At 75.9% G+C, this 19573-nt stretch carries 11 protein-coding genes; 2 read left to right on the top strand and 9 right to left on the bottom strand.

What is annotated here, in order from left to right; translation table 11 throughout:
- The 3 genes from AB0D45_RS22055 to AB0D45_RS22065 all read right to left on the bottom strand — a co-directional run.
- Nucleotides 1–3089, bottom strand: a 3089-nt coding sequence (locus AB0D45_RS22055; RefSeq protein WP_362461614.1) for an ATP-dependent helicase, incomplete at its 3' end; no start/stop codon positions are given.
- 43 nt (nucleotides 3090–3132) lie between these two features.
- Entirely contained in the window at nucleotides 3133–6963 is a 3831-nt protein-coding gene (locus AB0D45_RS22060) for a UvrD-helicase domain-containing protein (RefSeq protein WP_362461617.1), read from the bottom strand.
- Between the two features lie 222 nt (nucleotides 6964–7185).
- Nucleotides 7186–7533, bottom strand: coding sequence for an MGMT family protein (locus AB0D45_RS22065; protein WP_362461620.1), 348 nt, complete (start codon nucleotides 7531–7533; stop codon nucleotides 7186–7188).
- A 119-nt stretch (nucleotides 7534–7652) separates the two neighbouring features.
- On the opposite strand from AB0D45_RS22065, the gene AB0D45_RS22070 reads away from it, so the two are divergent.
- Both AB0D45_RS22070 and AB0D45_RS22075 read left to right on the top strand, forming a co-directional pair.
- A complete protein-coding gene (locus AB0D45_RS22070) occupies nucleotides 7653–10355 on the top strand; it encodes a lysylphosphatidylglycerol synthase transmembrane domain-containing protein (RefSeq protein ID WP_361601440.1) in 2703 nt (900 codons plus the stop codon).
- Nucleotides 10356–10624: 269 nt separating this feature from the next.
- Nucleotides 10625–12178: an alpha/beta hydrolase gene (locus tag AB0D45_RS22075; RefSeq protein ID WP_362461623.1), complete on the top strand. Its 1554-nt coding sequence runs from the start codon at nucleotides 10625–10627 to the stop codon at nucleotides 12176–12178.
- Nucleotides 12179–12284: 106 nt separating this feature from the next.
- Here the strand turns inward: AB0D45_RS22075 and moeZ are convergent, their stop codons facing one another.
- From moeZ to AB0D45_RS22105, 6 genes are all read right to left on the bottom strand, one after another.
- Nucleotides 12285–13463, bottom strand: coding sequence for an adenylyltransferase/sulfurtransferase MoeZ (gene moeZ, locus AB0D45_RS22080; RefSeq protein ID WP_361601446.1), 1179 nt, complete (start codon nucleotides 13461–13463; stop codon nucleotides 12285–12287).
- Between the two features lie 62 nt (nucleotides 13464–13525).
- Nucleotides 13526–14281, bottom strand: coding sequence for a spherulation-specific family 4 protein (locus AB0D45_RS22085; protein ID WP_362461626.1), 756 nt, complete (start codon nucleotides 14279–14281; stop codon nucleotides 13526–13528).
- Nucleotides 14269–15306, bottom strand: coding sequence for an NAD-dependent epimerase/dehydratase family protein (locus tag AB0D45_RS22090; protein WP_362461629.1), 1038 nt, complete (start codon nucleotides 15304–15306; stop codon nucleotides 14269–14271). The genes AB0D45_RS22085 and AB0D45_RS22090 overlap by 13 nt, the downstream gene beginning before the upstream one ends.
- A gap of 31 nt (nucleotides 15307–15337) precedes the next feature.
- On the bottom strand, nucleotides 15338–16336 hold the full coding sequence (locus AB0D45_RS22095) for a hypothetical protein (protein WP_362461632.1): 999 nt from the start codon (nucleotides 16334–16336) through the stop codon (nucleotides 15338–15340).
- On the bottom strand, nucleotides 16333–17958 hold the full coding sequence (locus AB0D45_RS22100; RefSeq protein ID WP_362461635.1) for a DUF3492 domain-containing protein: 1626 nt from the start codon (nucleotides 17956–17958) through the stop codon (nucleotides 16333–16335). The genes AB0D45_RS22095 and AB0D45_RS22100 overlap by 4 nt, the downstream gene beginning before the upstream one ends.
- A 185-nt stretch (nucleotides 17959–18143) precedes the next feature.
- Nucleotides 18144–19571 carry a DUF3152 domain-containing protein gene (locus AB0D45_RS22105; RefSeq protein ID WP_362461638.1) on the bottom strand — a complete coding sequence of 476 codons (1428 nt, stop codon included), beginning with the start codon at nucleotides 19569–19571 and terminating at the stop codon, nucleotides 18144–18146.
- Between the last annotated feature and the right edge of the window lie 2 nt (nucleotides 19572–19573).

Here is a 19573-nt window from a genome sequence, read left to right on the forward strand (position 1 = left end):
GCGGGGACGGCGCTCACCGCGTGCTCCACCGAGGGCAACAGCGGCGCCGGCAGCCCGGCCGGCTCTACCCCCACCCCGCCCCTTCCCGAAACCGGGGCTCCGCCCCGGACCCCGGCGGGGACGGCCCCGGCTGCGCCGGGGAGGCCGCCCGGGGCTCCGCCCCGGAGCCCGGCGGGGTACGCGGGGGTCACGGCCCACGGGTCGGCCGCGTCCTCGGCCGCCCAGAGGTCGGCGTCCGCCGCGGGGGACCCCGGCCGGGGGCTGGTCGCGGCCTCGGCCGCCCAGGGGTCGGCGTCGGCTGCGGCGGGCCCCGGCCGGGGATCCATCGCCTCGGCCGCCCAGGGGTCGGCGTCGGCTGCGGCGGGCCCCGGCCGGGGGTCCATCGCCTCGGCCGCCCAGAGGTCGGCGTCCGCTGCGGGGGGTGCCGTGCGGGGGGCCGGTACGGCTTCGGCCGGCCAGTCGTCGTCCGGCGTGCCGGGCTCGTCGGCGTAGGACGGGTCCTCGCAGTGCGGGGGCCACAGGTACGGGTCGTCCGCCCCGTCCGGTGGCGTGGCCGGGGACGGGATGCGGCCCCGCGCCGTCAGGTGGGATTCGACCAGGGCGGCCGCCTCGCGGCGCAGGGCCAGGGAGGCCGGGTCCAGGGGCAGGGGCCAGGAGTGGTCGGGGGTGGAGTCGGTGGCCAGCGCCGGGTTCTCGGCGTCGGCGGCCGGCTCCTCCGCCCAGACTTCGATCTCGCCGGAGCCGGAGGCGCAGTGGTCGTGGAGGGCCGTCAGGAAGGACGACGGGCCCCGCCGGCGCTTCTGGGTGGGGCCCCACCAGTGGCCCGAGGCCAGCAGCAGGGAGCGGGGCCGGGTGAAGGTGACGTAGCCGAGGCGGAGCTCCTCCACGGCCTTGTGGTCCTTCAGGGCCGTCCTGAAGGACTTCAGGCCCGCCGAGGTCCACTCCGGGTCCCCCGGCAGGGTCGGGGCGTCACCGCGCAGGGCGTACGGGAGGACCTTCGGGTACGAGGTCCAGGCCTCCGGGGCCTTCTCCTTCGGGAAGGACCCCGCGCAGAGGCCGGGGACGACCACCACGTCCCACTCCAGGCCCTTGGACTTGTGCGCGGTCAGGACCTTGACCGTGTTCTCCCCGCCCGGCAGGGCGTGGTCGAGGCCCTTCTCGTACTGGGCGGCGGTGCGCAGGAAGCCCAGGAACGCCAGCAGGGTCGCCTCGCCGTCCAGCGCCGCGAAGCCGGCCGCGACGTCCATGAAGTGCGAGAGGGTCTCGCGCCGGCGGGCCGCCAGCGCGTGCGGGGAGGCCGACAGCTCCACGTCCAGGCCGGTCGTGGCCAGGACCCGGTGCAGGACGTCCATCAGCGGGTCGGAGAGCGAACGGCGCAGGTCCCGCAGCTCCTGCGCGAGGTGCGCGAAACGGACCCGGGCGGCCGCCGAGAACGGCAGGTCCTCGGCGGCGGAGCCGTCCAGGAACGTCTCCAGCGCGTCGGCCAGGGAGACGACCTCGGCCGGGTCGACCCCCTCGACCGCCGCCGCCAGCCGGCCGTCGGGCCCGGTGTCGGCGCCGGGGCGGGCCACCAGCTGCCGGGCCCGGCGCCCGAGCAGCGCGAGGTCGCGGGCGCCGATCCGCCAGCGCGGGCCGATGAGCAGGCGGACCAGGGCGGCGTTGGCGCCGGGGTCCTGGAGCACCTCGCAGACGGACACGAGGTCGGCGACCTCCGGGAGGTGCAGCAGGCCGGACAGGCCCACGACCTCCACCGGGACGTCCCGCTCCACCAGGACGGCCTGGATCTGCGCGAAGTCCGCGGCGGACCGGCACAGCACCGCGATCTCGCCCGGCTCGGTACCCGTGCGCACCAGGTGCGCGACGGAGTCCCCGAGCCACTCCAGCTCTTCGGCGTGGGTGTCCAGCAGCGCGCAGCGGACGACGCCGTCGCGCTCGGCGCCGGGCGCCGGGCGCAGCGCCTCGACGCCCTCGTGCAGGGCGCGCAGCGGCGCGGCGAGGCCGTTGGCCAGGGCCAGCAGGCGGCCGCCGCTGCGCCGGTTCTCGCTGAGCGAGAGGCGGGTCGCGGGGCGGCCGTCGGCGTGCGGGAAGTGCTCGGGGAAGTCGTCCAGGTTGGCCACGGACGCGCCGCGCCAGCCGTAGATGGCCTGGCAGGGGTCGCCGACGGCGGTCACGGCGTGCCCGGTGCCCGCGCCGAAGAGGCCGGACAGCAGCAGCCGCTGGGCGACGGAGGTGTCCTGGTACTCGTCCAGCAGGACCACCCGGAACTCCTCGCGCAGCAGGGCGCCGACCTCGGGGCGGGTGGTGGCGAGCTGGGCGGAGAGGGCGATCTGGTCGCCGAAGTCGAAGAGGTCGCGGGAGCGCTTGGCGGCGCGGTAGCGGGAGACCAGTTCCAGCAGCTCCAGGCGGCCGCGTACCGCCTCGGGAACCTTGCGCAGGTCGTCGTTGGTGAGCTTGGCGCCGGCCAGTTCGTCGAGCAGCGCGGTGTCGTACGCGCGCAGCGCGGCCGGCTCCACGAGGTGCTCGGAGAGCTCCGCGTCGAGCGCGAGGAGGTCGCTGACCAGGTCGGGGACGGATTTGGTGAGGGCGGGGTAGGGCCCGGGGGCCTCGCGGAGCACCTTCGCGGCGAGCTGGAAGCGGGTGGCGTCGGCGAGGAGGCGGGCGCTGGGCTCGAGGCCGATGCGCAGGCCGTGGTCCTTCAGGAGCTGGCCGGCGAAGGCGTGGTAGGTGGCGATGCGGGGCTCGCCGCCGGCCGCCCCGGTCTCGACGTCGGCCGGGGAGGGGTCCGGGTCGGTGATGCCGGCCCGGGCGAGGGCCTTGCGCACGCGCTCGGCCAGTTCCCCGGCGGCCTTGTTGGTGAAGGTCAGGCCGAGGACCTGCTCGGGGGCGACCGTGCCCGTGCCGACGAGCCAGACCACGCGGGCGGCCATGACGGTGGTCTTGCCGGAGCCGGCGCCCGCCACGATGACCTGGGGGGCGGCCGGGGCGGCCGCGCAGGCCAGCTGTTCGGGCGTGAACGGGATCCCGAGGAGCTCCTTGAGCTGCTCGGGATCGTCGAGGACGGGGGCGCGCCCGGTCACGTACGCGGTCACCTCAAAAGGCTAGCCGCACCCGCCGACAGTCCCGGCCGGCGTCTCACTCCACGGTCTGACGGCCCTCGGGCAGGGCGCTGCACGCGCTGCGGAAGGTGCAGCGGGTGCAGTGTTCGCCGGTGGCGGGGGCGAACCGTTCGTCCAGTACCCGGCCGGCGGCGGTGGCGAGCAGGTCGCCGACCCATTCCCCGGAGGTGCCGCCGGACAGGGCCTCCTGGGCCTGGATCTTCGGGACCTGGTCACCGCCGTCGCGCTTCGCGGCGCCCTGGCGCAGCTGGACGAGTTCGGCGCCGCCCGGTTCGGGGCGCCGGCCGTCGAAGACCTCGTCGACGGCTCCCTCGCGGACGGCGAGCTGGTAGACGGCGAGCTGCGGGTGGCGGGCGACCTCGTCCCTGGTCGGGGCGCCCTTGCCGGTCTTGAAGTCGACGACGTAGGCGCGGCCCTGCGGGTCGGCCTCGACGCGGTCCATGGAGCCGCGGATCCGTACGGCGTACTCGCCCGCGTCGAGGGTGACGTCGAAGTCGTGCTCGGTGGCCACGGCGGTCCGGCCGCCGCGGTCGGTGGTGTGCCAGCGCAGGAAGCGTTCGAGGGCGGCGCGGGCGTTGTCCTTCTCCTGGCGGGACTTCCAGGGCGCGTCGAAGGCGAGGGCGTCCCAGACGGAGTCGAGGCGCTCCATGAGGACGGCCAGGTCGGCGGGGGTGCGGCCGGAGGCGACCTCGTCGGCGAGGACGTGGACGACGTTGCCGAAGCCCTGGGCGGCGGTGGAGGGGGTGTCGGCCTTGACCTCGCGGCCGAGGAACCACTGGAGGGAGCAGGTGGTGGCGAGCTGCTCCAGGGCGCTGCCGGAGAGGGCGACGGGCCGGTCCCGGTCGCGGAGCGGGACGGCGGAGCGGGTGGGCTCGTACAGGCCCCACCAGCGCTGCGGGTGCGCGGCGGGGACCAGCGGGCGGTCCTCGTCGTCGGTGAGCGCGGCGAGGCGGGCGAGGCGCCGGGCGGCGGCGTCGCGCAGGGCGGGCGAGGCGTCGGGGTCGACGGTGGTGGCGCGGAGTTCGGCGACGAGCGCCGGGACGGCGAGGGGGCGGCGGGGGCGGCCGGTGACGTCCTTGGGGGTGACGCCGAGTTCGGTGAGGAAGCGGGAGGGCTGGTCGCCGTCCTCGGCGGGGGCCTTGACGGCGGTGACGACGAGGCGGTGGCGGGCGCGGGTCGCGGCGACGTAGAAGAGCCGCCGCTCCTCGGCGAGGAGGGCGCCGGGGGTGAGGGGCTCGGCGAGGCCGTCGCGGCCGATGCGGTCGGCTTCGAGGAGGGAGCCGCGGCGGCGCAGGTCGGGCCAGAGCCCTTCCTGGACCCCGGCGACGACGACGAGGCCCCACTCGAGGCCCTTGGAGCGGTGCGCGGTCATCAGCCGTACGGCGTCGGGGCGTACGGCCCGGCCGGTGAGCGTGTCGGCGGCGATGTCCTCGGCCTCGAGCTGCTCCAGGAAGTTGAGCGCGCCGCGGCCGCCGGTACGTTCCTCGGCGCGGGCGGCGTTGTCGAAGAGGGCGCAGACCGCGTCGAGGTCGCGGTCGGCGTTGCGGCCGGCGGTGCCGCCGCGGCGGGCCTGGCGTTCGAGGCGCTGCGGCCAGGGGGTGCCGTCCCACAGGGCCCACAGGGCCTCTTCGGCGGTGCCGCCGCCCTGGAGGAGCTCGCGGGTCTTGCGCAGCAGCAGGCCGAGGCGCTGCGCTCCGCGGGCGTAGGCGGGGTCGTGCGCGGTGAGCCGCTCGGGCTCGGCGAGGGCGCGGGCCAGCAGGACGTCGGACGGCGCGGGGACGGTGACCCCGGCGGCCCGCTCCTCGTCGCGCAGCGCCCGCCCGAGCCGGCGCAGGTCGGCGGCGTCCATCCCGCCGAGCGGCGAGGTGAGCAGCAGCAGCGCCCCCTCGACCCCGACCCACCCTTCGCCTCCGGCGGTGGCCTCGGCCCCCTCGGAGTCCGTGCCGGGGGAAGCGCCGTCGCCTCCGGCGGTGGTCTCGGCGCCGGGGGCCGGGGGAAGGTCCCGCCCGTCCGCTCCGGGCGTGCGAGCAGGCTCGCGCACCCGGGCGCCTGCGTCGCCGGACCCCTCCGGGGCTTCCTCGCCCGGAGCGGGGCCGCCCGCGTCCCCGGAGGACGCGGACTCGGCGGCCTCCGGCAGGACGGTGGACACGGTGGGAGCACCCGGCAGCGCGGAGGCCGAGACGCCCGCGCCGGGCACAGCGGCCTCACCCGCGCGCGCCAGCCCGGCCGCCGACGCCGGGACGGAAACCCCGTCCGCGCCGGCGCCGGGCAGGGCACCGGCCGCCGACTCCGGCTCCGACTCCAGGAGGGCAACCGGGCCCTCGTCCGCGCCCGGCAGGGCACCGGCCACCGACTCCGACTCCGACCCCGGCTCCGGCTCCGACCCCGGCTCCGACCCCGACTCCGGCTCCGGCTCCGGGAGGGCAACCCCGTCCGCGCCCGGCCGGGGACCGGCCGTCGGCTCCGGGGCGGCACCCCCGTCCTCGTCCGCGTCCGGCAGGGCGGTGGCCGCCGTCGCCGTGAGGCGGAGGGCCGTCAGGAGGGGGGCCACCGCGGGCTCGTGGCGGAGGGGGGTGGACGCGGCGTCGGTCTCCGCGGGGACGCCCGCCGCGATCAGGGCGCGGCGCATCGCCGGCAGGGTGCGGCCGCCGGCCCGGACCAGGACGGCCATGTCCCGCCAGGGCACCCCGTCCTCCAGGTGCGCCCGGCGCAGGATGTCGGCGATGTTGTCGAGCTCGGCGCCCGCCGTCGGGTACGTGTACACCTCGACCCGCCCGCCCTCCCGGGCGGGCTCCAGCGCGCGGTGGGCCCGGACGGCGGCGGCGGGCAGGCGCGGCACCGGCATGCGGGTGGTGAGGAGGCGGGTGGCGGCCAGCAGGGCGGCGCCCGAGCGGCGGCCGACCGTCAGGGCCCGGACCCGCGCGCCCGGGAAGGCCGACTCGAAGTCGAGCACGTTGTTGATGTCGGCGCCCCGGAAGGCGTAGATCGACTGGTCGGGGTCGCCGAAGGCGACCAGCGTCCCGGCGGGGCCGTTCAGCGCGCGCAGCAGCCGCAGCTGGGAGGCGTCGGTGTCCTGGTACTCGTCCACGTAGATCACGTCGTAGGCCGAGGCCAGGGACGGGGTGGTCTCCGCCAGGAGGACCGCGCGGTGCAGCAGTTCCGCGTAGTCCAGGGAGCCCTGGAGGTCGAGGACGTCGAGGTACTCGGAGAGGAACGCGGCGGCCGCCTTCCAGTCGGGGCGCCCGATCCGCTCGGCGAAGGAGGCCAGCGCCTCCGGTCCCAGGCCCAGCTCGCGGGCGCGGGCCAGGACGGCGCGGACCTCGTCCGCGAACCCGCGCGTGGTCAGCGCGGCCCGCAGGTCGTCCGGCCAGCGGATGGAGTTCAGCCGGCGCTGGCCCTCCAGCAGGGTGCGGACCATCACGTCCTGCTCGGGTCCCGACAGCAGCCGCAGCGGGTCGGCGAAGAGCTCGTGGTCCTGGTGGGCGCGGACCAGGCCGTAGCAGAAGGAGTGGAAGGTGGTGGCCTGCGGGGCGCGGGCGCCGCCGAGCCGCAGGGCGGCGCGGTCGCGCAGCTCCACGGCGGCCTTGCGGCTGAAGGTGAGGATCAGGATCCGGGCGGGGTCGGTGCCGGCCTCCACCCGGGCGGCGGCCGCCTCGACGAGGGTGGTGGTCTTGCCGGTGCCCGGTCCGGCGAGCACCAGCAGCGGTCCCGCGGTGTGGTCAACCACCGCGCGCTGCGCTGCGTCCAGCACAGGGATGACCACCTGCTGCGGCCCGGTCCGCACCAGGCGGTACGCGTCAGGGGTCCGCGTACGCCGCTCGGAGCGGCCGGGAGAAGAGGTGATCACGTGGGGTGCCGGTCCTGGTGGGTCTGCGGTTGCTGCGGTCGGGCCGGCGGCCGCGAAGGTCGGGAGGACCACGGCCGCGTACGCCGAAGAGGCAACGCTACGCCAACCGCGCCGGCTGCCGCAGTCCGTCCCGCCGGGGCCCGGCGTCGCCCCGGAGGCCCCCGGTGTCGTCCTCCGTACGGGCCTTCGACCGCCCGTCCGCACTCCGGATGGCCGAAGCTGTCAGATGTGAGCCTCGTCGCCCCCGTCCCCCGCGCCGCGCCCGTCCCAGCGCGCCCTGCGCATGGCCAGCCGCGGCTCGCCGGAGGGCGTCTCGCGCAGCGGCGTGCCCTCGCTCCGGTAGTGCTCCAGGGCGCGCCGCTCGCTGCCCGGCAGGGGCACGCCGTCCGCCCGCACCACCCGCCACCAGGGCACGGCCGCGCCGTACAGGGCCATGACACGCCCGACTTGGCGCGGGCCGCCCTCGCCGAGCCACTCGGCGACGTCCCCGTACGTCATCACCCGGCCGGGCGGAATCCGCTCGGCCACCTCCAGTACCCGCTCCGCGTAGACGGGCAGCTCTTCGCTCATTCGGCACATGGTGCCGGACGCTCCGGACGGTCTGGTGGAAGCCTTCCTTCCGTACCGGCGCGCACCCTGCTGCCCCGCACGGACGTCGGTCCGTGCCACCATCTTCCGGGCGGTGACTGGTGATACGTGATCAAGAAGAGACGGATGTGACGGCGAAGGAGCGGGTTGTGAGCCCTCCGGACGGCGCGGCGAGGGGCGATGACGCGCGCCCGGACGAGCCGCACCCCGACGACCCGCCCGGCCACACGCCGACGGCGGCCGACCGCGTCGAGGTGGACGAGCCGCTGCTCGCCGCCCGCGTGCACCGGCCCTCCGACCTCGTACGCCTGTTGGCCGGGATCCTCGGCGTCGCGGTCGTGCTCGGCATCGCCGCCTTCGCCCACGGGACCACCGCGGGCCTGGAGCAGGACATCACGCAGGGCACCGGCCAGGCGCCCGACGTGCTGATCAAGGTCGCGGGTCTGGTGTCCAGCATCGCGGTGCTCCTCGTACCGGTGGCGTTCGCCATCGAGCGGCTGATCAAACGCGACGGACTGCGCATCGCCGACGGCGTCCTCGCGGCCGTCCTCGCGCACGGGGTGACCCTCGCGACCGACCTGTGGGTCTCGCAGGCCGCCCCCGAGACCATCCAGGACGCCCTCACCCGCGCCACGGGCACGGCCGGCGCCTCCACCGACCCGGTGCACGGCTACCTCGCGCCGGTGATCGCGTACATGACCGCGGTGGGGATGACCCGGCGGCCGCGCTGGCGGGTCGCGCTGTGGGTGGTCCTGCTGCTGGACGCCTTCGCGATGCTGGTCAGCGGGTACACCACACCGTTCTCGATCATCCTGACGGTGCTGATCGGCTGGAGCGTGGCGTACGGAACCCTGTACGCGGTCGGCTCGCCGAACGTCCGGCCCACCGGGCAGAACCTCCTCGCGGGGCTGCGCCGCGTCGGCTTCCAGCCGGTGAGCGCGATGCGGGCGGAGCCGCCGGACGGGGACAGCGCGGAGACCGGCGACCGGGGCCGGCGGTACCACGTGACGCTCGAGGACGGGCCTCCGCTGGACGTCACCGTCGTGGACCGCGAGCAGCAGGCGCAGGGCTTCTTCTACCGGGTCTGGCGACGGATGACCCTGCGCGGGATCACCACCCGGCGCAGCATCCAGTCCCTGCGCCAGGCGCTCGAGCAGGAGGCCCTGCTCGCCTACGCGGCGATCGCGGCCGGGGCCAACGCTCCGAAGCTGATCGCCACCTCCGAGCTCGGCCCGGACGCCGTGATGCTCGTCTACGAGCACCTGGGCGGCCGCCACCTCGACGCCCTCCCCGACGAGGAGATCACCGACGAGCTGATCCGCAACGCCTGGGAGCAGGTACGGGCCCTCCAGTCGCGCCGGATCGCGCACCGCCGGCTCACGGGGGACGCGCTGGTGGTGGATCGTTCCGGCACGGTGATCCTCACGGACCTGCGGGGCGGTGAGATCGCCGCCGGCGACCTGGTGCTGCGCATGGACATCGCGCAGCTGCTGACCACGCTCGGCCTGCGGGTCGGTGCGGAGCGGTCGGTGGCCTCGGCGGTGTCGGTGCTCGGGCCGGACGCGGTGGCGGACTGCCTGCCGCTGCTCCAGCCGATCGCGCTGAGCCGCTCCACCCGGGCGACCCTGCGCAAGCTGGCCCGGGAGCGGGCCGACCGGCAGCGGGAAGCCGTACTGGAGTCCTCGCGTGCGGCCAAGGCGGCGCGCGAGGCCGGCGCCGGGCCCGCGGCCGCCACTCCGGCCGCTGAGCGCAAGGCCGAGAAGCGGGCGCTGGACGACGCGCTGGAGGACGCCCGCGAGGAGGACCTGCTGAGCCAGATCCGCCAGCAGGTGCTGCTGATCCGCCCGCAGGCGCCGGTGGAACCGGCCCGGTTGGAGCGGATCCGCCCGCGCACGCTGGTGTCCTTCATCGCGGGCGCCCTCGGTGCGTACTACCTGCTCACGCAGCTGGCCCACGTGGACTTCGCGACCATCGTCGGGGAGGCGCAGTGGGGCTGGGTCGGGGCGGCGCTCGCCTTCTCGGCGCTCAGCTACTTCGCGGCGGCGATGAGCCTGCTGGGCTTCGTACCGGAACGGGTGCCGTTCCTGCGGACGGTGGTCGCGCAGGTCGCGGGGTCCTTCGTGAAGCTGGTCGCCCCGGCGGCGGTGGGCGGCGTGGCGCTGAACACCCGGTTCCTGCAGCGGGCCGGGGTCCGGCCCGGGCTCGCCGTGGCGAGCGTCGGCGCGTCGCAGCTCTTCGGGCTGGCCAGCCACATCCTGCTGCTGCTGGCCTTCGGCTACCTGACGGGCACGGAGAAGACCCCGGAGATGACCCCGTCCAGGACGGTCATCGCCGGTCTGCTGACGGTGGCGGTGCTGGTGCTCGTCGTCACGGCCGTGCCGTTCCTGCGGAAGTTCGTGGTGACGCGGGTGCGGGCGCTGTTCGCGGGGGTGGTGCCGCGCATGCTGGACGTGCTCCAGCGGCCGCAGAAACTGATGACCGGCATCGGCGGGATGCTGCTGCTGACCGGCTGCTTCGTGATGTGCCTGGACGCCTCGATCCGCGCGTTCGGGGGCGGGGAGGCCATCAGCTACGCGAGCGTCGCCGTGGTCTTCCTGGCGGGCAACGCCCTGGGCTCGGCGGCGCCGACCCCGGGCGGCATCGGCGCGGTGGAGGGCACGCTGACGCTGGGCCTCGTCGCGGCGGGCCTCCAAGGCGACGTCGCCTTCTCGGCGGTCCTGCTGTTCCGCGTCATGACCTTCTGGCTGCCGGTGCTCCCGGGCTGGCTGTCCTTCAACTTCCTGACGCGCAAGGAAGCGATCTAGCTCCGCCGGTTGCCCCGGGACGCGCCGCGCCCCACCGGACTCCGGCCATCGAGCCGGAACGCGCCGCGGGGCCGGGCGGCCGGGTCGCGGACGGGCCGCGGGGCCCGGGCGGTCGGAACGCGGACGGGCCCCGGGGCCGGGCGGACGCGGCGGGGCTGGAGCGGCGTGAGCCGGTCCGGATGCCTCGTGAGGTCCGGGGCGCGGGCCCCGCGTCCCCCGGACGGGTCAGCTCGGGGGCGGGGGCGGGGGCGGGCGCACAGGATGGGGGCATGCCGAGAAACGTCCTGCGGGCCACGACCGCCGCCGCGCTCGCCGCCACTCTGCTCACCACCGGCGCCTGCTCCGACGGCGGCGGCAGCGGCGCGAAGAGAACCGGAGCCGGAGCCGCCAAGCCGGCGAAACCCCTCTCCTGGGGCGGGTGCAGCGCTCCCACGGCCGCCCAGGGCGGCGGACAGGCACCCGGCCAGGACTGGGAGTGCGCCACGCTCGACGTGCCGCTCGACTACGCCCAGCCGGAGGGCGAGACCATCCCCATCGCCCTGATCCGCGCCAAGGCCCGCAAGAAGGCCGAGCGGCTCGGCTCGCTGGTGTTCAACTTCGGCGGGCCCGGCGGGTCCGGCATCTCCACCCTGCCCGGCGCCGCCAAGGAGTACGAGGCCCTGCGCGCCCGGTACGACCTGGTGAGCTTCGACCCGCGCGGGGTCGGCCGCAGCGTCCCGGTGCTGTGCGAGAGCGACCGGCAGCTGGACGCGTACTACGCCCAGGACTCCTCCCCCAGCACCCCGGCGGAGGAGAAGGCCTACGTCGACGGCATCCGCACGTACCAGAAGGCCTGCCAGGCGAGGTCCGGCAAGGTGCTCCCGTACGTGGGCACCGACAACGCCGCCCGCGACCTGGACCGCATCCGCCAGGCCCTCGGCGACGAGAAGCTGAACTACTTCGGTATCTCCTACGGCACCGAACTCGGCGGGGTCTACGCCCACCTCTTCCCGAAGAACGTCGGCCGAGCCGTCTTCGACGCCGTCGTGGACCCCACGAAGGACGCCCGGCAGAGTGCGCTCGGCCAGGCGAAGGGCTTCCAGCTGGCCCTCGGGAACTTCGCCCAGGACTGCGTGAACCGCGGCGACGAGTGCCGGCTCCAGGGCAGCACCGTCAAGGAGATCGAGGCGAACGTCACCAAGCTCCAGAAGGACCTGGCCGCCAAGCCCATCCCGGGCATCGGCGGCCGCCGGCTCACCGAGTCGCAGGCCACCAACGGCATCGCGCAGGCCCTGTACTCCAAGGAGCTGTGGCCGCTGCTGGAAGAGGGGCTCGACGAGGCGGACGGCGGTCAGGGGCAGCTGCTGATGGCCCTGTCCGACGCCCTCAACGGCCGCGACCAGAACGGCCGTTACAGCAACATCGGCGCCGCCAACACCGCCATCAACTGCGCCGACTCCAAGGAGCGCTACACCCTGGCGCAGACCAAGGCCAGGCTCCCGGAGTTCCGTTCGGCCTCGCCCGTCTTCGGGGACCTCCTCGGCTGGGGGATGCTGTCCTGCACCGGCTGGCCGGTCCCCGGCGCCTGGAAGACCCCGGACGTCTCCGCCCCCGGAGCCGCGCCCATCGTCGTGATCGGCAACACCGGTGACCCGGCGACCCCGTACGAGGGCGCGCGCAAGATGGCGGAGCGCCTCGGCAAGGGCGTGGGCGTGGAGCTCACGTACAAGGGCCAGGGCCACGGCGCGTACAACGGCGGCGACACGTGCGTCCAGGGCGCGGTGAACGCGTACCTGCTGGACGGGAAGGTGCCGCGCGGGGGCACCGTCTGCCCGGCGTCCTGAGCCCGGCGGCAGCAGAAGCGGCACGAGAGGCGGCACGAGAAGGGGGCCGCACCCGCCGAGCGGGTACGGCCCCCCTTCCGGGACTTCCGGAAACCTCCGGGAACGCCTAGTAGACCGGCTTCTCGGGCTCGATCTGGTGGACCCACCCGATGACGCCGCCGCCGACGTGCACCGCGTCGGAGAAGCCCGCGGACTTCAGGACCGCGAGGACTTCCGCACTGCGGACACCCGTCTTGCAATGCAAGACGATCCGCTTGTCCTGCGGCAGGTCCTGGAGGGCGGTGCCCATCAGGAACTCGCCCTTGGGGATCAGCTTCGCGCCGGGGATCGAGACGATCTCGTACTCGTTCTTCTCACGGACGTCGATGATCTCGATCTTCTCGTCCGCGTCGATCCACTCCTTGAGCTGCTTGGGAGTGATCGTCGAACCGGCGGCCGCCTCCTGGGCCTCCTCCGACACGACGCCGCAGAAGGCCTCGTAGTCGATGAGCTCGGTGACGGTCGCGTTCGGACCGCAGACCGCGCAGTCGGGGTCCTTGCGGACCTTGACCTGGCGGTACTGCATCTCCAGGGCGTCGTAGATCATCAGGCGGCCGACGAGCGGCTCGCCGACACCGGTGAGGACCTTGATCGCCTCGGTGACCTGGATGGAGCCGATGGACGCGCAGAGCACGCCCAGCACGCCGCCCTCGGCGCAGCTGGGGACCATGCCCGGCGGCGGGGGCTCCGGGTACAGGCAGCGGTAGCAGGGACCGTGCTCGGACCAGAAGACGGAGGCCTGGCCGTCGAAGCGGTAGATCGAACCCCACACGTACGGCTTGTTCAGCAGCACGCAGGCGTCGTTGACGAGGTAGCGGGTGGCGAAGTTGTCCGTGCCGTCGACGATGAGGTCGTACTGGCTGAAGATCTCCATCACGTTCTCGGCCTCGAGCCGCTCTTCGTGAAGGACCACGTTGACGTACGGGTTGATGCCCAGCACGCTGTCGCGGGCGGACTCGGCCTTGGAACGGCCGATGTCCGCCTGGCTGTGGATGATCTGGCGCTGCAGGTTCGACTCGTCGACCTCGTCGAACTCCACGATGCCCAGGGTGCCGACGCCGGCCGCGGCCAGGTACATGAGGGCGGGCGAGCCGAGGCCGCCCGCGCCCACGGCCAGCACCTTGGCGTTCTTCAGGCGCTTCTGGCCGTCCATCCCGACATCCGGGATGATCAGGTGGCGGGAGTACCGACGGACCTCGTCAACGGTGAGCTCAGCAGCTGGCTCTACCAGGGGTGGCAGCGACACGGGGACTCCGTAGATGGGTAAGTCGAACGGTGGTTCTTCCCGTAACACTGCCACGCCCTTCTTCATTCCGAGACACCCGGTCCGATACGTGAGACGATTTCGTCCCAGTACGCGGGCATTGACGCCCACGGGTCCCGGTCGCAGGATCCGCGCCGGTCGGTGAACCAGATCGTCCCGGCGCCCTGCCAGCGGGCGATGCGGACCGCCTCCTCCAGATGGGTGCGGGGCACGCTGTGGACCAGGTGGCAGAAGCGCTCGGGCGGGTGGTCGGCCGTCCACTCCGCCACCTGCGACCAGCGGTAGGCGGCCCAGGCCCCCGAGAACGTCACCAGCTGGTCGGCGGCCTCCGCGTAGCCCTCGTACGGGTGCGTGCCGTGGCCCAGCACGATGCGCAGGCCCGTCCCGAGGCCGCGCAGGGCGTCGGTCACCCGGCGGACGGCGGCCAGCTCCGCCCGGTCGGCGGGGGCGCCGGCCAGGTAGAAGCCGCCGACGCCGTACCAGTCGCGGAAGCGGTGCGCGTCGGAGAGCAGCTCCCCGAAGGAGCGGGAGCCGTCCCGCAGGGCGAGATGCCCGAGGACGACCCCGCCCGCGCCCCGCAGCTTCGCCGCCGCCTCGGTGCAGTGCGGGTCGGGCCGGCCGCCCGGCCCGTCGGCGACGTTGAGCACGGCCCAGTGCAGCGGCGTCCCGGGCCGGGTCAGCTCGGCCCACTCCACCGGGGCGACCAGCGGGTGCGCGTAGCCGGGGATGCCCAGGCCGAGCCGGCCGGCCTCGGTCGCGGCCGTCGCCGTCGCCCCCGGCGGGGTGGTCAGATGCGGCACGCCGCCTCCATCCAGATGTCCGCGAGGGACTCCTCCAGGTTGATCCGGGGGCGCCAGCCGAGCCGGTCGCGGGCGGTGCGGACGTCCGCCTGCTGCCAGACGCCGCAGCCGTCGGGGTACGGGTACGCCTGGGGAGTCGCGGCGAGCTGCTCGGCGGTGGCCTCGGAGCGGGGCGAGCCGATGGCGGACAGGCCCTGCGGCCGCCCGCCGAGGCCGTGCCCGTGCCGGTCGCCGTGCCGGTCGCCGGGGCCGTGCCTGTCACCGCCGTGAGGTACGTCCAGCTCGTGCAGGGCGCCGCCGTATCCGGCGACCCGCGCGAGGACGGCCGCCGCGTCGCGCAGCCGGACCGCCCGGCCGGTGCCGATGTTCACGACGCCCTGCGCCGCGGACAGGGAGGCGGCGTGCACGGCCCGGGCGACGTCCCGTACGTCGACGAAGTCCCGCTGGACTCCGAGGCCGCTCAGCTTGAGCTCGGCGTCCCCGGACTGCATGGCCCGCCGCATGGCCTCGGCGAGCCTGCCCAGCGGCGAGCCGGCCGGGGTGCCCGGTCCGACGGGTGAGAACACCCGCAGCACGACGGCGTCCAGTCCGGAGCCGAGGACCAGCTCCGTGGCGGCGAGTTTGCTGACGCCGTACGGTCCGCCGGGTCTCGGCACGGCGTCCTCGGCCGTGGAGGAACCGGGCTGGCTGGGCCCGTACTCGGCGGAGCAGCCGAGCTGGACGAGCCGGGCCCCGCAGCCGCTGCGGCGCAGGGACTCGCAGACGGTGGCGACGGCGACGGTGTTGTGCCGGGTCAGCTCGCGGGCCCCGCCGCGGGTGGCGCCCGCGCAGTTGATGACGACGCCCGGGTGGACGGCGTCCAGGAACCGGGTGAGGGCGCCGGGGCTGCCGGTGGCGAGGTCGAACCGGACGTCGGCGTCGTCACCGCGGCCGAGCGCGGTGAGCTGCACGGCGGGGTCGGCGAGCAGCCGGTCCGCGACATAGCGCCCGAGGTAACCGTTGGCTCCGATCAGCAGCACCCTCATCGCGCAACCCCTTGGTCGATTGGCTGGCCGGTCATCCTGTTTCTCCTTGGTGTCGGTGGGGTCGGGGACGCGCGTGTGCGGAGGCACGGGACAGCGCGAGGAAGGCGTGTACGAGGAGTCCCGCCGCGGCGGCGGGCACCGCCGCCGGGAGCGGGACCAGGGCGCACGCCAGGGCCGCGGCCACCGGCACGCGGTGGGCGCCGTGGCGCAGCAGCAGCCGGGCCAGGAACAGCAGCACCGCGAGCGGCACGGCCGTCGCCGGGGCGGCCGCGGTGAGCGCGGCCGCCCCCGTGGCGGCCGCGGCGAAGAGCAGCAGGACCCCGGCCAGCAGCGGCCGTGCCCCGGCGGCGAAGTCCTCCAGGGCCCGGCTCCCGGCGAGCCGGCGGCGCGCCCGGGCGGCGTAGAGGACGGCGGCGAGGTGTCCGGGGGCCACGGCCAGCGCGAGGGCCGCGCCGAGGGCGGGCCCGTGCCGGTGGACGGCCCAGCCGGCGGCGGCCGCCGCCAGCAGGTGGGCGGTGTGGGGGAAGCGCCCCCCGGCGCTCCGCCCGGGCCACACCAGCGCCGCGGCGGTGAGGAGCGCCGCGAGGGGTCCGGCCCCCGGTGTCCCGGTGGCGGCCGCGCCGAGGGCGAGGGCGCCGGGCAACAGGGCGTAGCCGAAGCCGCGCACCGTCCGGGCCCCGGCCGGCGGCCGCGCGGGCGCGGCGTCGGGGGCGTCGCCGCGCGGGGTCCGCGCGTACAGCTCCTCGGCGAGGGTGAAGACGTCCCGGTGGCGGAAGCGCGCCGCGGTGTGGTCGGTGATGCCGTGCGCCTCCAGCCCGGCGGCGATCTCCAGCGGGTCGACGGCCCGTTCGCAGAGCTCCCGGTGGCGGTGCAGCAGTGCCTTGACGGGGTCCCCGCCGGGCTTGCGGCGGGCCTTCTCCGCCGCGCCGGCCCACGCCGCTTCCGCTGCGGGGCCGCCCTGGCCGGCGGTGGCCGCAGGGGGCAGGGCCCCTGGCAGCGGCGCCGCGCCCGCGGTGTCCGAGGTGGTCATGCCGTCGCCTCCGCGGCCGGGCCCGGCTCCGGCGCCCGGGCGATCCACGGCCCCGGCACCCGTGCCTCCGCCGGACGGGCGAACGGCACCCTCTCCTGCGCCGGCCGGCCGAACGGCTCCTCCCCCGCGCCCGGTGAGGTACCGAGGGCCAGCAGCCGCAGGTAGCTCTCTCCGAAGGCCTCCACGTTCTGTTCCACGGTGAACAGCTCCAGCGCCCGGGCCCGCGCCGCCGCACCGAGCCGCTGGGCCCGTTCGGGGTCCTCCAGCAGGGCGAGGCAGGCCTCGGCCAGCGCCCGCGGGTTGCGCGGCGGGACGACGAGCCCGGTGCCGCCGATGACCTCGCGGACGGCGCCGACGTCGGTGGAGACGGTGGCCCGGCCGCAGAACATGGCCTCGGCCAGGGTGATGGGGAAGCCCTCGATGACCGACGACAGCAGCACGAGCCGTCCGGCGCCGTAGGCGTCGGCCGCCGTGGGGGCCTCCGGCCCGCCGACCTCCTCGAAGCTGACGGGGCTCTCCCCCACCGTCCGCGCGTCGGCGGCCTCGTCGGGGAAGAGCTGCGCGGCCAGCGAGCGGCAGTCGGCGAGGTATCCGGGGGCGGCGGCCGTGGCGAAGATCCGCAGCCGGGTGTGCGGGGCGGCCCGGCGGACCTCCGCGAAGGCGTGCAGCAGGGCGATCAGGTCCTTGGCGGGCTCGATCCGCCCGACCCACACGAGCGTGTCCTGGTCTCCCCGCCCCGTGTCCTCGCCGACGGCGGCGAATCGGTCCGCCTCCATGCCCGGGTACACGGTCCGCAGCCGTTCCCGGGGCGCCCCGCACCGCTCCTGCCAGCGGCGGGCGTGCGCGTTGCCGGGGGTGAGCAGGTCGGCGCGGGCGTAGATCTCCCCGGCGAGGCGGATGTGGAAGGCGGCCAGCAGGGCCCGTACGGCGGGCCGGGTGGCGGCGGGCTGCTCCAGGTAGCGGGCGCGCAGCTGCACCCCGTACTCGGTGACCAGCAGCGGGACCCCGCAGAAGCGTTTGGCCAGCAGCCCGGGCACGGCCGCGACCCCGCCGGACGCGGCGTGGCAGACGTCGGCCCGGCCGAGGCCCGCTTCCTCGTGCCAGTCGAGGGACAACGGCCGCAGCGCCCGCTCCAGTTCGTCCACGAACTCCAGCAGGTCGGGGACGCGCGCCGCCTGGACGGTACGGCTCGCGCCCGGCGCCCGGCAGCCGCCCTCCACCGCCCGCACCGCCGTCTCCGAGCGCAGGGCCGCGTACGTCCCGCCCTGCTCGCGGGCGAGTTCGGCGAGCCCGTACAGCCCGGCGGCGAAGGCGCCCGGGGCGTCGGGCCCGTCGGCGCAGATCCCGCGCACCAGCTCCGCGAAGCAGGCGGCGAAGCGGCGGCGCTCGCGGCGGGAGTACGTCCGCCCGTCATCGGCGGGGGCCCACAGCGGGGCGTTGCGCACGCGGGTCACCTGCGGCGGGAGCGGGACGCGGCCGCGCTCCTCCTGCCCGGCGGTGCGGCTCAGCGCGTAGAGCTCGAACTCGTGCTGCGGCAGTCCGCGCACGAGCCGGTCGCACCAGAGCCTCGCCTCTCCCGCCGCATACGGATAACCACCTTCCGTGACCAGTCCGATCCGCACCAGTGGCACCCCCGATCTCCCGTTCCGGGCGGCCGTCGTCGGTCCGGCGACCCGCCGCGGGAGAACTCAAGCGGATGCGCCGGTGGCGCGACGGACGGTTGTCCGTCGCGCCACCGGAAGGGGTGAAGAGTCGTAACTTTCCCGTACGGTTCGCGTTCGAGCGCGCTAGGAAGGGCGTGGCCCGGTCAACCCCCGGGGAACACCCACGGGTTGGGCTTGCAGGAGATGTTGTCGATGTCGAGCGACTTCGTCTGCTGCTGCATGATCGGCGCGAGCGCGCCCGGGGTCTGGCAGTTCACGTGCCCGTGGCCGAGCCGGTGGCCGACCTCGTGGTTGATGAGCATCTGCCGGTAGGCGAGCATCTGGTCCGCCCCGTAGGTCTGCGAGCCCTGGCCCCAGCGGAAGGCGTTGATCATCACGCGTTCGGTCGCGGCGGAGTCGCAGGAGACGTTGTCGACGGTGGTGTCCAGCCCGGACTTGGCGCACCAGACGCCGGTGGTGCCGGGACTGGCCAGGGTGATCACGAAGTCGGCCTCGCCGCCCGGCACCCGCTCGAAGGTCATCGCGTCGCCGTGGGCCCAGCTGCGCGGGTCGTTGAGGGTGCGCTGCACGGCGTCGGCGAACAGCTGCGGGTCCATGCCGAGGCCCTGCTCCACGTCGACCCGGTAGCGCACCCGCTTCCCCTTCCCCGGGGCCTTGGCGATACCGGGCACCGTGTCGAAGGTGCCCGGCCCGGTGAGCTTCGCGTCGACCGGCAGCTGCTGCGCCATCTGCTGCTCGAACGTCGCCGGCTGCGCGGCCGGGGCCGCGGGGACGTTGGGGGTGGCGCGGCCGTCGGAGCGGGAGGCCGGCGACCGGTCGGCCTGGGTGCGTGCGGGGACGTCGTCGCCGGCGGCGCGGGTGGCGGCGGTGTCGGAGTCGCTGTCGGCGGCGACCTGCCCGGCGACGACGACGGCAAGCACGGTGGTGACGGCCGCCGCGGCCATCCCGGTGTACGTACGGATCCTCGTGCCGCGGCCCCCGCCCGCGGCGGCGGGCTCCTCGGGCCGCCGGGGCCCGGGGACACGGCGGTGCGAGCCGGTCGTGGTGAGGGGGTCGCGCGGCGGGAGGGGCTCGGCTGCCCGGGGGGAGCCGGCCGCGGGGGTTCCGCGCCAGTCCCCGTACACGGCGGCGGGCGGCGGGGCCGGGGCGGTGCCCCGGGCGCCGCCGTCCTCGCGCTGCTCGGGGTGGCCGCCGGGGCGCACCGGGCGGGCGGAGGGCGCGTACCCCTGGTGGACGACGGTGGGCTCGGGGGCCCGGCGCCGGCCGGTGGGCTCGGCGCGGGGCGGGGGCTCGTACGGGTCGGCCCCGTACGGGCGGGGTGCCCGCGGGGCCGGCTCGTACGGACGTGCGGCGCGCGGGGCGGGCGCGCGGGGGCCGCCCTCGCGGGGGCCGGCCTCGTACCGGCGGGCCCCCTGCGGGGCCGGCTCGTACGGGTCCGGCGCGTACAGGCCGTCGCCGTAGGGGCCGGCCGCGTACTCCTGCCGGCCGGAGGGCGGCAGCGGCTCGGGCTCCGGCTGCGGCTCCGGCTGCGGGCGGGCCGCGATGGGGGCCTTGCGACTATGTCGTCCCACGT

This window comes from Streptomyces sp. NPDC048352, from assembly GCF_040651895.1.
Lineage (GTDB): Bacteria > Actinomycetota > Actinomycetes > Streptomycetales > Streptomycetaceae > Streptomyces.